The following is a 13,203-nucleotide window of genomic DNA, read 5'->3' as shown; positions in this document are numbered from 1 at the left end:
CTGCGGCTCTGCCCCGGGCCTGTTCCTTCCCTTGCCTGCCTCCGCCGACCGGGCCGCGAAAGCGGTCCGGGTCACGCTGCCGCATGAACCGAGATGTCCGCCATGGCCCGAAGCCGCCCTCCCAGACGCCTGAACCTGGCCTTGCACGCCGCCCTGCTGCCGCTGGCCATCACGGCCCTGCTGGCCTATGTGGGGTCGGTGCTGTGGAGCATCCGGATCTCGCTGTCGACCTCCAAGATGCTGCCGCGCAACGACTGGGCCGGGCTGGCGCAGTTCGAGCGTCTGTTCGACACCGACCGCTGGATCGTCTCGCTGCAGCACATGGGCGTGCTGGCGGTGGTCTATGTGGGCGGCGTGCTGATCCTGGGCACGCTGATGGCGGTCTTCATCGACCAGCAGGTCAAGGGCGAGAGCTGGTTCCGCACCATCTTTCTCTATCCCTACGCGATGAGCTTCGTCGTCACCGGCCTGATCTGGCAGTGGCTGTTCAACCCCAGCATGGGCCTGCAGAACGCCATCCAGCAGCTGGGCTGGACCTCGTTCACCTTCGACTGGACGGTACGGCAGGACATGGTGCTCTACGCCGTCGGCCTGGCGATGGTCTGGCAGGGCAGCGGCACGACCATGGCGATCCTGCTGGCGGCACTGCGCGGCGTGGACGACGAGCAATGGAAGGCCGCCCGGCTGGACGGTGTCTCCAAGCCGCGCTACTACCTGAGCGTGGTGCTGCCGCAGCTTGGGCCCGCCTACGCCACCGCCTTCATGCTGCTGGCCGTGGCGCTGGTGCGCACCTTCGACGTCGTCGCGGTCATGACCAGCGGCGGCCCGGGTGACGCGTCGGAAGTGCCGGCCAAATTCATCATCGACCACCTGTTCGGCCGCAACAACATCGGCCTGGCCTCGGCCGCGTCGGTGGTGATGCTGATCACGGTGTTCACCGTGCTGACACCGCTGCTGTACTGGCGATCCAAGGTTCAGGCCCGCCTGAACGCCGGCCACTGAAGGGAGTGCCCATCATGACCACAAGCTCCACCCTGAACACTTCCGCCCGCCCCGCCGCGCGTCCGCGCCGCCCGCTGTTCACGCCCGCCCGGCTGGGGGTGTATGCCTTCCTGTTGAGCGCGTCGGCCTTCTTCCTGCTGCCGCTGTACGTGATGGTGGTGACCTCGCTGAAGACGGCACCCGAGGTGCGCCAGGCCCTGCTCTTCGCCTGGCCCGCCAGCCCGCAGTTCAGCAACTGGTCCGAAGCCTGGTCGAGCGCCTGCATCGCGCTGACGTGCGAAGGCATCCAGGGCGGCTTCTGGAACTCGGTGCGGCTGGTGGTGCCGGCGACGGTGCTGTCGGTCTTTCTGGCCGCGCTGAACGGCTACGCCTTGAGCTTCTGGCGCAGCCGCTGGGGCGACATCCTGTTCGGCGTGCTGATGCTGGGTGCCTTCGTGCCCTTCCAGGTCATGATCTTTCCGCTGGTGGCGTGGTTCCGCATGGGCGGCTTCTACAACACCTACTGGGCGATCCTGCTGGTGCACTGCATCTTCGGCATGCCGGTGCTGACGCTGCTGTTCCGCAACTACTACATCGCCGTGCCGGGCGAGCTGTTCAAGGCCGCGCGCATCGACGGCGGCGGCTTCTGGCGCATCTTCTTCCAGCTGATGCTGCCCATGGCCACGCCGATGCTGATCGTGGCGACCATCCTGCAGGTCACCGGCATCTGGAACGACTACCTGTTCGGCCTGATCTTCGCGGGCAAGGACAACTACCCGATGACGGTGCAGCTCAACAACCTGGTGAGCACCACCTTCGGCGAGCGCCGCTACAACATCGACATGGCCGCCACCATCCTGACCTCGCTGGTGCCGCTGGCGGTGTACTTCTTCTCCGGACGCTGGTTCGTGCGCGGCATTGCAGCCGGCGCGGTCAAAGGCTGATCTGACTTGACCTGACACCCACCTCACACAGACACACACCATGGCCAGCGTCCACATCGACAACCTCGACATCGTCCTCGGCGGCAACACCATTCTCAAGGGCATGAACCTGGAGATCGCCGACGGCGAATTCCTCGTGCTGCTCGGCCCCTCGGGCTGCGGCAAGTCCACGCTGCTGCACACCATTGCCGGCTTCAACGACGTCGGCCACGGCGCCATCCGCATCGGCGAGCGTGACGTCACCTGGGCCGACCCCAAGGACCGCGAGATCGGCATGGTCTTCCAGAGCTACGCGCTCTACCCGACCATGAACGTCGAGCGCAACATGTCCTTCGGCCTGCGCGTGGCCGGCGTGCCGGCGGCCGAGATCGACCAGCGCGTGGCCAAGGCCGCCGACATGCTGCAGCTCACCCCGCTGCTCAAGCGCCGGCCGGCGCAGCTCTCGGGCGGCCAGCGCCAGCGCGTGGCCATCGGCCGCGCGGTGGTGCGCGACGCCCGCGTCTACCTGTTCGACGAGCCGCTGTCAAACCTCGACGCCAAGCTGCGCGCCGAGCTGCGCCGCGAGCTGAAGCAGCTGCACCACCGCCTCGGCGCCACCATGATCTACGTCACCCACGACCAGGTCGAGGCCATGACGCTGGCCGACCGCATCGCGGTGATGAAGGCCGGCGTGATCCAGCAGATCGGCTCGCCCGACACCATCTACCGCCGCCCGGCCAACCTGTTCGTCGCCGGCTTCCTGGGCTCGCCCGGCATGAACTTCGTCAAGGGCACGCTGGCGGTGCAGGACGGGCGGGTGCACTTCAACAGCGCTGCGCTGCAGTTCGACGTCAGCGACTACCCGTTCGCGCTGGCCGCCACCGCCGGCCAGGCCGTCGTGCTGGGCGTGCGGCCCGAGCACCTGTTCGTGCTGCCGGCCGGCCAGGCCGACCAGACCGGTGAAGGCCAGCAGCCCGCCGCACGCCGCGCCGGCACCGCCACCGTGGTGCTGACCGAGCCGCTGGGGGCGCTCAGCATCCTGTGGATCGACTGCGGCGGCCAGCGCATGGCGGTGCAGGTGGCCGCCGAGGTCGAGCCGGCCCTCGGCAGCACGCTCGACCTGCTGGTGGACACCACGCGCATCTCGCTGTTCGACGCCGCCAGCGAGCAGCGGCTCTGAGCGGCCGCGCGCCCCGCCCCCTGCCTGCGGCCTAAAGCCCCTTCGCCCACCCCGCCCGCTGTCCTGCCCAACACTCCGCGCTTTTTTCAGCAGAACGAATCGCATATGGCCAGCACGATCAAGGATGTCGCCCGATTGGCGGGGGTGGGCGTGGGCACCGCCTCGCGGGTGATCTCGGGGCGCGGCCCGGTGTCGGCCGAGACCGCCGCCAAGGTGCAGCAGGCGATTGCCGAGCTGGAGTTCCGCCCGTCCAGCATTGCGCGCGCGCTGTCGCGCCAGAGCCTGGACATGCTGGGCATCTACGTGCCGTCCTACGGCGGCGGCCTGTTCTACGCCACCGCGCTGGAGACGGTCGACCAGCAGCTGCGCGCGGTCGGGCGCCACATGGTCGCGGCCAACGGCTGCGGCGACAGCAACCCGCGCCAGAAGGCGCTCGACGGCATCGACTTCCTGCGCCAGCGCGAATGCGACGGCCTGATCCTGATGACCCACGAGCTGACCGACGACGACCTGCGCCAGCTCCACGCCGGGCAGCCCCACATCGCGGTGCTCAACCGCCTGGTGCCGGGGCTGGAGGCGGTGTGCTTCTGCTGCGACCACGAACAGGGCGGCCGGCTGGCGGCCGAGTTGCTGCTGGCGCAAGGCCACCGCCGCATCGCGCTGATCAGCGGCCCGCACGACGCGCTCGACAACGAGGCCCGGCTGCGCGGCTTCCGCGCGGTGCTGGACGAGGCCGGCATCGAGATTGACCCGCAGGCCGTGACAGACGGCGACTTCACCTTCGAGGGCGGTCTGCGCTGCAGCGCCACGCTGATCGCGCGCCGTCCCGCGCTGGGCTTCACCGCGCTGTTTGCCGCCAACGACCTGATGGCCATGGCCGCCATCAGCGCCTTCAGCCGCGCCGGCCTGCGCGTGCCGCAGGACGTGTCGGTGATGGGCTACGACGATTGCGAGATCGCGCCCTACACCTGGCCGCCCCTGAGCAGCGTACGCATTCCGCTGCAGGACATGGCCAAGCAGGCCACGCGCGACCTGCTCAACCGCTGCTACGACCTGGACTTGAGCGTCGAGCGCACCTTCACCCCCACCCTGGTCCAGCGCGAATCGGTACAGCGCCTGGACCAGCCTGTCCGGGCCTGAGCGCGGCGAGCCCGCCCGCCTGGACTGAACCGGAACCGGTCCCCCTCTGGAGAACTTCATGGCGAGCACCCCCATCGGCATCATCGGCTGCGGCAACATCTTCCCGGCCTACCTCAAGACCCTGCAGCGCTGCAAGCGCGTGCGCATCGTCGGCGTGGCCGACGCCCAGCCGGCGCTGGCCCAGGCCCGCGCGGCCGAGTTCGGCCTGAACGCGCTGAGCATCGACGCGCTGCTGGCCAGCGACGCGCAGATCATCCTCAACCTCACGCCGCCGCAGGCGCACTACGACGTCGGCGTGCGCGTGCTGGACGCCGGCAAGCACTTCTTCACCGAAAAGCCGCTGGCGGCCAGCTTCGAGCAGGGCCAGGACCTGGTCGAGCGCGCCCGCGCCCGCGGCCTGCGCGTGGGCTGCGCGCCCGACACCTTTCTGGGCGCGGCCGGCCAGGCGCTGCGCGCGTTGATCGATGCCAATGTGGCCGGCCCGATCCGCCACGGCACGGCGCAGTTCATGAACCACGGCCCGGACCACTGGCACCCCAACCCGGCCTTCTTCTACCAGCCTGGCGGCGGGCCGCTGCACGACGTGGGCGTCTATTACCTGACGCACCTGGTGAACCACCTGGGGCCGGTGGCGCGGCTGAGTTCGGTCTCGCACACCACGCACGCGCTGCGCACCATTCCGCTGGGCCCGCGCACCGGCGAGACGCTGCCGGTGGCCGTGCCCACCCACGTCATCACGCAACTGGCCTTCGAGAGCGGCGCGCACATCGTGCTGACCAGCAGCTTCGACGTCTGGCGCCACACCCACACGCCGATGGAACTCTACGGCGACGACGGCACGCTGCTGGGCGCCGACCCCAACCAGTTCGGCGGCACCGTCCGCCACAACCGCCAGACCGGCGACTGGCAGCGCGCCCCGGGCGGGCGGCCGTACACCACCAACTCGCGCGGCATCGGCCTGGTCGACATGGCGCTCGCGCTGCAGGAAAACCGCCCCCACCGCTGCAGCGCCGAGATGGCCTTGCACGTGCTGGAAATCATGGACCGCGCGCTGGACGCCGGCCGCACCGGCCAGAGCGTCGCCCTGACCACCCGTTGTGAGCGCCCCACGCCGCTGACGCGCAAGCTGTTCTGAACCCCACGCCAGGAATCCCCGACATGAACGCTCCCAAAATCTCCGTCCAGATCTACTCGCTGCGCGAAGCCGGCGACCTCGACACCCAATTGGCGCTGGCCCGCGCCGCCGGCTTCGAGTGGATCGAATCCGTCGCCAGCCACGGCCTGCCGCCGGAAGAATTCGCCGCCAAGGTCGCCGCACACAGCCTGCGCGTGTCGTCGATGCACGTTGCGCTGACGATGGCCGAGGGCGAGCTGGACCACGTCATCGCCATCTGCCGCGCCACCGCCTGCCCCATCGTCGTCGTGCCCTGGCTGCCGATGGGCGAGCGCGCCGCCACCGCCGCCGGCTGGCGCGCCATCGGCGCCCGGCTGGCCGCCATTGGCGACAAGCTGAACGCGGCCGGCCTGCGGCTGGCGTATCACAACCACGAGTTCGAATTTCTGCACTACGACGGCCGTACCGCACTGGACTGGATCTTCAGCAGCGCCACGCCCGCGCAACTGGGCTGGGAAGCCGACCTGGGCTGGGTCAGCCGCGCCGGGGTGGCCGCCAGCGCGGTGGTGGATGCCCATGCCGACCGCCTGGTCTGCGTGCACGCCAAGGACATCGCCCCGCCCAGCACGGCGGTGGACGAGGACGGCTGGTGCGCGCTCGGCCAGGGCATCGTGCCGTGGCCCGCGCTGTTCGCGCAGCTGAGACCGCGCATCGGCCTGTTCGTGCTGGAGCATGACAAACCGAAGGACCACGCCGCGATGCTGAAAACCAGCTTCGATTTCATGCAGCAGCAGCTGCACGGACACGGGGGCTGACGCCATGGGCACAACCTCATCACCGATCCAGGGCCCCGGCATCTTCCTGGCGCAGTTCGCCGGCGACGCCGCGCCGTTCCATTCGCTGGCCGGCATGGCCGGCTGGGCGGCCGGGCTGGGTTACGCCGGTGTGCAGATCCCGAGCTGGGACGCACGCCTGTTCAACCTGGCACTTGCCGCCGAGAGCGACACCTACTGCGACGAAGTGCGCGGCACGCTGGCCGAGCACGGCCTGCAGATCACCGAGCTGTCGACCCACCTGCAAGGCCAGCTGGTCGCGGTCCACCCGGCCTACGACCTGCCGATGGACGCCTTCGCGCCCGAGGCGCTGCGCGGCAAGCCGGCCGAGCGCACCGCCTGGGCGATCGAGCAGCTCAAGCTCGCCGCCCGCGCCTCGCAGCGGCTGGGCCTCAACGCCCACGCGACCTTCAGCGGCGCGCTGGCCTGGCCTTATCTCTATCCGTGGCCGCAGCGCCCGGCGGGGCTGATCGAGGCCGCGTTCGACGAACTGGCCCAGCGCTGGACGCCGATCCTGAACGCCTTCGACGAAGCCGGCGTCGACGTCTGCTACGAGGTCCATCCCGGCGAGGACCTGTGCGACGGCGCCAGCTTCGAGATGTTCCTCGACCGCGTGCACCAGCACCCGCGCGCCAACCTGCTCTACGACCCGAGCCACTTCGTGCTGCAGCAGCTCGACTACCTGGCCTACATCGACTGCTATCACTCACGCATCAAGGCCTTCCACGTCAAGGACGCCGAGTTCAACCCGACCGGCAAACAAGGCGTCTACGGTGGCTTCCAGGGCTGGAAGGACCGCGCCGGGCGCTTCCGCTCGCTGGGAGACGGGCAGGTGGACTTCAGCGCCATCTTCAGCAAGCTGACGCAGTACGGCTACACCGGCTGGGCGGTGCTGGAGTGGGAATGCTGCATCAAGCACCCCGAACAGGGCGCGGCCGAAGGCGCGCCGTTCATCCGCGATCACCTGATCCGCGTGGCGGAGCGGGCCTTTGACGACTTCGCGGCCAGCGCCACCGACGACGCGGCCAACCGCCGCATGCTGGGGCTCATGCCATGAGCCAGGCCACATGGACCCCACGTGCCGACATCACCGGCCGCCCGCTGCGGCTGGGCATGGTCGGCGGCGGCCAGGGCGCTTTCATCGGCGCGGTGCACCGCATGGCGGCGCGGCTGGACGGCGTGTGGACGCTGGTGGCCGGCGCGCTGTCGTCAGACGCCGAGCGCGCCCGTGCCAGCGGTGCCGACCTCGGCCTGGCGCCCGAGCGCTGCTACAGCGACTTTCGCGCCATGGCGCAGGCCGAGGCCGCGCGGGCCGATGGCATCGACGCGGTGGCCATCGTCACGCCCAACCACCTGCACGTGCCGGTGGCGATGGCCTTCATCGAGGCCGGCATCGCCGTCATCTGTGACAAGCCGATCAGCACCTCGCTGGCCGACGCCCGGGCGCTGCACGCGCTGGCGCAAGCGCGCGGCGTGCCGCTGTGCCTGACGCACAACTACAGCGGCTACCCCGTCATCCGCGCTGCGCGGGCGATGGTGGCGGCGGGCGAGATCGGCGCGCTGCGCGTGGTGCAGGTCGAGTACGCGCAGGACTGGTTGTCTGGCGACCTGGAAGCGACGGGGCAAAAACAGGCCGCCTGGCGCACCGACCCCGCGCTGGCCGGCCCGGCCGGCTGCCTGGGCGACATCGGCAGCCATGCGGCGCAACTGGCCGACTTCGTCACCGGCCAGCGGCCACAACAGCTCAGCGCCGAGCTGCACACCTTCGTGCCCGGCCGCCGCATCGATGACCACGTGCAGGTGCAGCTGCGCTACGCCAGCGGTGCGCGCGGTCTGCTGTGGGCCAGCCAGGTCGCCACCGGCGAGGCCAACCACCTGCGCCTGCGCGTCTACGGCGAGCGCGCCGCGCTGCACTGGGACCAGGACGAGCCCGAGCTGCTGCAGCTCCACCGCCTCGGCCAGGGCGCGCTGACGCTGCGCCGTGGCGGCCCCGGCTGGCCCGACAGCGCCGCCGGCCTGGCGGCGGTGACGCGCACGCCGGCCGGCCACCCGGAAGGCTATCTGGAAGCCTTCGCCCAGCTTTACCTCGACTTTGCCGCCGACCTGCGCGACCGCGCCGCGCACCGCGACACCCCGCCCCGCGTGCCCGGCAGCGCCGACGGCGTGCAGGGCCTGGCCTTCATCGACACCGTGCTGCGCAGCGCCGCGCAGGACGGCGTGTGGACGACGCTGCCGGCGCTCTGACCCTCACGATTCAACTCACACTCATCAAGCCCGCCATGACTACGCCCAACATCGACCAACTCGTTGACGCCCTGACCCTGGAAGAACAGGTCAGCCTGCTGACCGGCGCCGATTTCTGGACCACCGTGCCGATCCCGCGCCTGGGCATCCCGGCCTTCAAGGTCACCGACGGCCCCAACGGCGCGCGCGGCGCGATCTTCAAGGACGGCCCGAAGACCGCCTGCTTCCCGGTCGGCATCGCCGTCGGCAGCACCTGGAACCCGGCGCTGGCCGAGGCCATGGGCGCCGCGCTGGCGACCGAGACCCGGCTCAAGGGCGCGCAGGTGCTGCTGGGCCCCACCATCAACCTGCAGCGCACGGTCTACAACGGCCGCAACTTCGAGTGCTACTCCGAGGATCCGTGGCTGTCGTCCGAAATCGCCGTCGCCTACGTACGCGGCATGCAGGCCAAGGGCGTGGCCGCCACGCTCAAGCACTTTGCCGGCAACGAGAGCGAATACCAGCGCATGACGGTCAACTCGCAGATCCCCGAGCGGGCGCTGCGCGAGCTGTACCTGCTGCCCTTCGAGCGCGCCGTCAAGGAAGCGGCCGCCATGTGCGTCATGACCGGCTACAACCACTTGAACGGCCCCTGGGCCGCCGACAACGGCTGGCTGATCACCCAGGTGCTGCGCGAGGAATGGGGCTTTGACGGCCTGGTGATGACCGACTGGTACGCCAACCACACCTTCGACAGCGTCACCGCCGGCTGCGACCTGGAAATGCCCGGCCCGTCGCGCGAACGCGGCGCCAAGCTGGTGGTCGCCGTGCAGGCCGGCGAGGTGTCGGCCGACGCCGTGCGCGCCTGCGCCCGCCGCGTGCTGGCCCTGGCCGAACGCCTGGGCCGCTTCGACGATCCGGTGCTGGCCGACGAACGCGACGACGACCTGCCCGAGCACCGCGCGCTGATCCGCCAGCTGGGCGCCGAAGGCGCGGTGCTGCTGAAGAACGACGCCGCAGCATTGCCGCTGGCCCTGACCGCCGGCCTGAAGGTGGCGCTGATCGGCCGCGCCGCGACCGAGGCCCAGGCCATGGGCGGCGGCAGCGCCAACGTCAACGCGCACCACCGCATCGCCCCGGTCGACGCGCTGCGCGAGGCGCATCCGGGCGTCGAATTCATCACCGTGCCGGGCGCCGATACCTTCCGCTACACCCCCGTGCGCTCGGCGCCCATGGCGGTGGACTTCTACGACAGCGAGGACCTGTCCGGCCCCGTCGTGCTGACCGAGGTCTCGCCCAACTCCGAGGCGCTGTGGAACGACCGCACGCCGCCGGGGCTGACCTGGGGCGCCTTCTCGGCCCGGGCCCGCTTCGAGGTCGTGGCCGAGGCCGATGGCCTGCACCAGTTCTCGCTGATTTCTGCCGGCCTGTCCCGCCTGCGCCTGAACGGCGTGGAGGTGCTGGACGCCTGGACAAACTGGGCGCGCGGCGACACCTACTTCACCTTCGGCTGCGACGAACTCGTCCACACATGCCACCTGAAGGCGGGCGAGCGCGTCAGCGTCGAGGTCGACTACAGCACCGCGCGCGTCGAGAAGACGTTCTACGGCCTGCGCGTCGGCGCCGCCCGCGTGCTGGACGCGTCCGATGTGCAGGCGGCGGTGGAAGCCGCCCGCAACGCCGACCTCGCCATCGTCTTTGCCGGCCTGAACAACGAGTGGGACAACGAGGGCCTGGACCGCCCCGGCATCGACCTGCCGCACCACCAGAACGCGCTGGTCGCGGGCGTGGCTGCGGTCAACCCGCGCACCGTCGTCGTGCTGCAGAGCGGCTCGCCGCTGGCCCTGCCCTGGCTGGACGCCGTGCCCGCCGTGCTGCAGGCCTGGTACCCGGGCCAGGAATGCGGCTACTCGATCGCCGACGTGCTGACCGGCGCGGCCGAACCCGGCGGCCGCCTGCCGCAGACCTGGCCGCTGCGCCTGGAAGACACCGTCGCGTTCGGCGACCCGCTGGCCTACCCGGCGGTGGACGGCCACGTGGTCTACAAGGAAGGCGTCTTCATCGGCTACCGCCATTACGAGGCCCAGGGCCACGCAGTGCAGTTTCCCTTCGGCCATGGCCTGTCGTACACGAGCTTCGCGCTGGAAGGCCTGACGCTGGACCGCGCCACGCTGCAGCCCGGCGAGTCGCTGACGGCCACCGTCACCGTGCGCAACACCGGCCCCCGCGCCGGCAGCCAGGTGGTGCAGCTCTATGTGCATGACGCGGCCAGCACGCTGGCGCGTCCGCCGCAGGAGCTCAAGGCCTTCGCCAAGGTGGCGCTGCAGCCGGGCGAGTCGACCACGGTGACGCTGACGCTGGGCATGCGTGCCTTCGCCGCCTTTGACGAAGCGCGGGCCGCCTGGGTGGCGGAAGCCGGGGCGTTTGAAATCCGTGTTGGCACCTCGTCGGCCGACCTGCCGCTGCGCGCGGCGGTGACGCTGGCGGCGGACTGGGTCGGCGCGCTATGAGCCTGGCACGCCGCTTCGGCCTCGACCTGCCGGCGCACCGCCGGGTGTTTGCCGGCTTCTTTCTGTACGCCTTCGGCTTCGGCGGCTTCTTTCCCCGCCTGGGAGAGTTGCAGCGCAGCATGAACGTGACCGAGGGCCAGCTCGGCCTGGGGCTGATCGGCATGGCGGTGGGCACGCTGATCTCGTTGACGTTTGCGAGCCGGCTGGTCGAGCGCATCGGCCACCGGCGGCTGATGCTGGCCGTGCCGGTGCTGGTGACGGTGGTCTACGCCGCCGCGTCGCATGCGCAGGGGCCGCTGGCGCTGTTCCTGACGCTGGTGCCGGGCGGCATCCTGATGGGCGCGCTGGAGGTGTCGGTCAACCTGGAGGCCGACCGCGTCGAGCACCAGGAAGGCCGGCGCATCATGAACCGCTCGCACGCGTTCTGGAGCTTCGGCTTCTTCAGCGCCGGGCTGCTGGGCGCGCTGGCGGCCCACGTCGGCCTGAGCCCGCAGCTGCAACTGGCGCTGATGGTGCCGCTGGCGGCGGTGCTGTCGGTGCTGCTGCTGGGCCGCTTCGAGCCGGCGCCGCACCGCGACGGCGGCAGCTCGGAGCCGACGCCGCACGTCGCCAAGCCCACCGCCGCGATCATGTGGCTGGTGGCGCTGTCGGTCTCGGCGCTGATCCTGGAGGGTGCGGGCTTCGACTGGTCGGCCATCTACATGCGCGACGTCTTTGGCGCGACGCCGTTCGTGGGCGGCATGGCGGTGGCACTGGGCGCGTTCACGCAGGCCATGACGCGCTACGTGGCCGACCGCCATGTGGAGCGCCACAGCCCGGTGGTGGTGGCGCGCGCGCTGCTGACGGTGCTGGGGGTGGGCACGGCGCTGGTGTTCGTGGCGCCGCACCCGGCGCTGGCGCTGCTGGGCTTCGGGCTGATGGGCGTGGGCACCAGCGTGCTGTTCCCGCTGGCGATGTCGGCCGCCGCGCAGCGCACCGACCGGCCGGCGGCGGTCAACGTGGCGGCGCTGGCGCAGTTCGCCTTCGTGAGCTTCATGCTGGCGCCGCCGCTGCTGGGCTTCGTGGCCGAGCACGCCGGCATCCGCTGGGCCTTCGGCATCGGCCTGCCGCTGGTGGCGATCAGCCTGCTGGCGACGCGGGCGCTGCGCGGGCCGAAGGGCGCGTAGCGCCGGGCCGGTCGGCCCGCTCACCGGGGGAGCGACGTGGACAAGCGCCAGCTGGACGGCAGCGGCCTGGCTGAACGCAGTGCCAAGTCAGAGGACATGACACGAGACGTTTTTTGAGAGTTTTGCCACGCTCTCCGGGATGGGATGGAACTTTTCGTAACAAGAGTGTCTACGCTTACACCCTTGAGCCATGTCAACGCGGCCCGGTGACCACAATGACCCCGTTTTGATAAAAACGCCCACCAATTGAAATTGACCAGGATCAGTCTGGTTAGGCGTTTTATATTGAAGCAGATCAGTGGCACCCACCGTGGTTCAACGACTGCGGCCGCCAGGAAGGCCGTCCCCGCTGGGCAGGGGCGAACGATTCAAGTCCAGTCCAGATCCCCAGGAGATACACATGTTTCAGCAACTGGTTCCCGTCAACAAGGCGCGCCACGCCGCCACCCGCATCAAGCAGATCGACGGGTTCGGTTTTGCCTCGAAGTTCCATATCGCCTCGGTGATGGTGCATGAGTTCGCACGCGCCTCGGCCATCTACCCGGTCGTCTTCCTGGAAGATCAGCAGAAGGACGAGTTCCGTCCGGTCTCGCTGCTCGGCCTCGACGAAGGCGAGAACCTCTTCGTCGATTCGGACGGCAAGTGGCAGGCCTCGTATGTGCCGGCCATCATCCGCCGCTACCCCTTCGCGCTGGCCAGCACCGGCCAGGACGGCCAGTACACCGTATGCATCGACGAGGGCAGTGCCCTGGTCAGTGACAGCGAAGGCGTACCCCTGTTCGACGACAAGGGCGAGCCCTCGGAAGCGATCGAGAACGTCAAACGCTACCTCGGCGAGCTGCAGCAGATGGACGTATTCACGCAGGCTTTCTGCCGCTATTTCGCCGAGCACAACCTGTTCACGCCGCTGAACATGCGGGTACGCCAGGCGGATCAGGCCAAGAACATCAGCGGCTGCTACGTCGTCAACGAGGAGCGGCTCAACAACCTCTCCAACGAGCGCTTCATCGAGATGCGTGAAAAGCGCTACCTGCCGGCCGTCTACGCCCACCTGATGTCGCTGGCGCAGATCGAGCGCCTGATGACGCTGAAGTCCGGTCATGCCGGCGTCGAGGCCTGACGAGGCCATGATG

The 13,203-nt window shown here is 69.8% G+C and carries 11 protein-coding genes; all 11 read left to right on the top strand.

The genetic code is table 11. The features are described from left to right. Positions 1-102: 102 nt before the first annotated feature. The 11 genes from AC5IG3_RS00370 to AC5IG3_RS00320 all read left to right on the top strand — a co-directional run bounded on the left by AC5IG3_RS00370 (position 103) and on the right by AC5IG3_RS00320 (position 13,190). Positions 103-1,002 (top strand): carbohydrate ABC transporter permease, encoded by a 900-nt coding sequence (locus tag AC5IG3_RS00370; RefSeq protein ID WP_491896841.1) that lies wholly within the window; start codon positions 103-105, stop codon positions 1,000-1,002. A gap of 14 nt (positions 1,003-1,016) precedes the next feature. Further along, positions 1,017-1,925: a carbohydrate ABC transporter permease gene (locus AC5IG3_RS00365; RefSeq protein WP_491896840.1), complete on the top strand. Its 909-nt coding sequence runs from the start codon at positions 1,017-1,019 to the stop codon at positions 1,923-1,925. A 40-nt stretch (positions 1,926-1,965) separates the two neighbouring features. Beyond that, positions 1,966-3,084 carry an ABC transporter ATP-binding protein gene (locus AC5IG3_RS00360; RefSeq protein WP_491896839.1) on the top strand — a complete coding sequence of 373 codons (1,119 nt, stop codon included), beginning with the start codon at positions 1,966-1,968 and terminating at the stop codon, positions 3,082-3,084. Positions 3,085-3,189: 105 nt separating this feature from the next. After that, positions 3,190-4,224 (top strand): LacI family DNA-binding transcriptional regulator, encoded by a 1,035-nt coding sequence (locus AC5IG3_RS00355; protein WP_491896838.1) that lies wholly within the window; start codon positions 3,190-3,192, stop codon positions 4,222-4,224. Positions 4,225-4,282: 58 nt separating this feature from the next. Then, positions 4,283-5,359, top strand: coding sequence for a Gfo/Idh/MocA family protein (locus AC5IG3_RS00350; RefSeq protein ID WP_491896837.1), 1,077 nt, complete (start codon positions 4,283-4,285; stop codon positions 5,357-5,359). Positions 5,360-5,382: 23 nt separating this feature from the next. Further along, positions 5,383-6,153, top strand: a complete 771-nt coding sequence (locus AC5IG3_RS00345) for a sugar phosphate isomerase/epimerase family protein (RefSeq protein WP_491896836.1) — start codon at positions 5,383-5,385, stop codon at positions 6,151-6,153. 4 nt (positions 6,154-6,157) lie between these two features. Next, positions 6,158-7,228: a sugar phosphate isomerase/epimerase family protein gene (locus tag AC5IG3_RS00340; RefSeq protein ID WP_491896835.1), complete on the top strand. Its 1,071-nt coding sequence runs from the start codon at positions 6,158-6,160 to the stop codon at positions 7,226-7,228. Then, positions 7,225-8,415 carry a Gfo/Idh/MocA family protein gene (locus tag AC5IG3_RS00335; protein WP_491896834.1) on the top strand — a complete coding sequence of 397 codons (1,191 nt, stop codon included), beginning with the start codon at positions 7,225-7,227 and terminating at the stop codon, positions 8,413-8,415. The genes AC5IG3_RS00340 and AC5IG3_RS00335 overlap by 4 nt, the downstream gene beginning before the upstream one ends. Before the next feature lie 35 nt (positions 8,416-8,450). Continuing rightward, positions 8,451-10,904 (top strand): glycoside hydrolase family 3 C-terminal domain-containing protein, encoded by a 2,454-nt coding sequence (locus tag AC5IG3_RS00330; protein WP_491896833.1) that lies wholly within the window; start codon positions 8,451-8,453, stop codon positions 10,902-10,904. Further along, positions 10,901-12,070 (top strand): MFS transporter, encoded by a 1,170-nt coding sequence (locus AC5IG3_RS00325; protein ID WP_491896832.1) that lies wholly within the window; start codon positions 10,901-10,903, stop codon positions 12,068-12,070. The genes AC5IG3_RS00330 and AC5IG3_RS00325 overlap by 4 nt, the downstream gene beginning before the upstream one ends. Positions 12,071-12,470: 400 nt before the next feature. Next, the gene (locus tag AC5IG3_RS00320; protein WP_491896831.1) at positions 12,471-13,190 is read left to right on the top strand and encodes a SapC family protein; all 720 of its coding nucleotides are present in this window, start codon (positions 12,471-12,473) and stop codon (positions 13,188-13,190) included. Positions 13,191-13,203 lie beyond the last annotated feature (13 nt).

Origin of the sequence: Leptothrix sp. (in: b-proteobacteria) (genome assembly GCF_965250675.1) — a bacterium.
GTDB lineage: Bacteria > Pseudomonadota > Gammaproteobacteria > Burkholderiales > Burkholderiaceae_C > Sphaerotilus.
Note: the sequence above shows the minus strand (reverse complement) of the source record. Positions and strands in the feature narration are given on the sequence as shown.

Bases quoted from the DNA above. Each gene is read 5' to 3' on its own strand.
- AC5IG3_RS00350 (WP_491896837.1), top strand. From the start codon at position 4,283: ATGGCGAGCACCCCCATCGGCATCATCGGCTGCGGCAACATCTTCCCG.
- AC5IG3_RS00325 (WP_491896832.1), top strand. From the start codon at position 10,901: ATGAGCCTGGCACGCCGCTTCGGCCTCGACCTGCCGGCGCACCGCCGG.
- AC5IG3_RS00345 (WP_491896836.1), top strand. From the start codon at position 5,383: ATGAACGCTCCCAAAATCTCCGTCCAGATCTACTCGCTGCGCGAAGCC.
- AC5IG3_RS00370 (WP_491896841.1), top strand. From the start codon at position 103: ATGGCCCGAAGCCGCCCTCCCAGACGCCTGAACCTGGCCTTGCACGCC.
- AC5IG3_RS00355 (WP_491896838.1), top strand. From the start codon at position 3,190: ATGGCCAGCACGATCAAGGATGTCGCCCGATTGGCGGGGGTGGGCGTG.
- AC5IG3_RS00330 (WP_491896833.1), top strand. From the start codon at position 8,451: ATGACTACGCCCAACATCGACCAACTCGTTGACGCCCTGACCCTGGAA.
- AC5IG3_RS00340 (WP_491896835.1), top strand. From the start codon at position 6,158: ATGGGCACAACCTCATCACCGATCCAGGGCCCCGGCATCTTCCTGGCG.
- AC5IG3_RS00320 (WP_491896831.1), top strand. From the start codon at position 12,471: ATGTTTCAGCAACTGGTTCCCGTCAACAAGGCGCGCCACGCCGCCACC.
- AC5IG3_RS00335 (WP_491896834.1), top strand. From the start codon at position 7,225: ATGAGCCAGGCCACATGGACCCCACGTGCCGACATCACCGGCCGCCCG.
- AC5IG3_RS00360 (WP_491896839.1), top strand. From the start codon at position 1,966: ATGGCCAGCGTCCACATCGACAACCTCGACATCGTCCTCGGCGGCAAC.
- AC5IG3_RS00365 (WP_491896840.1), top strand. From the start codon at position 1,017: ATGACCACAAGCTCCACCCTGAACACTTCCGCCCGCCCCGCCGCGCGT.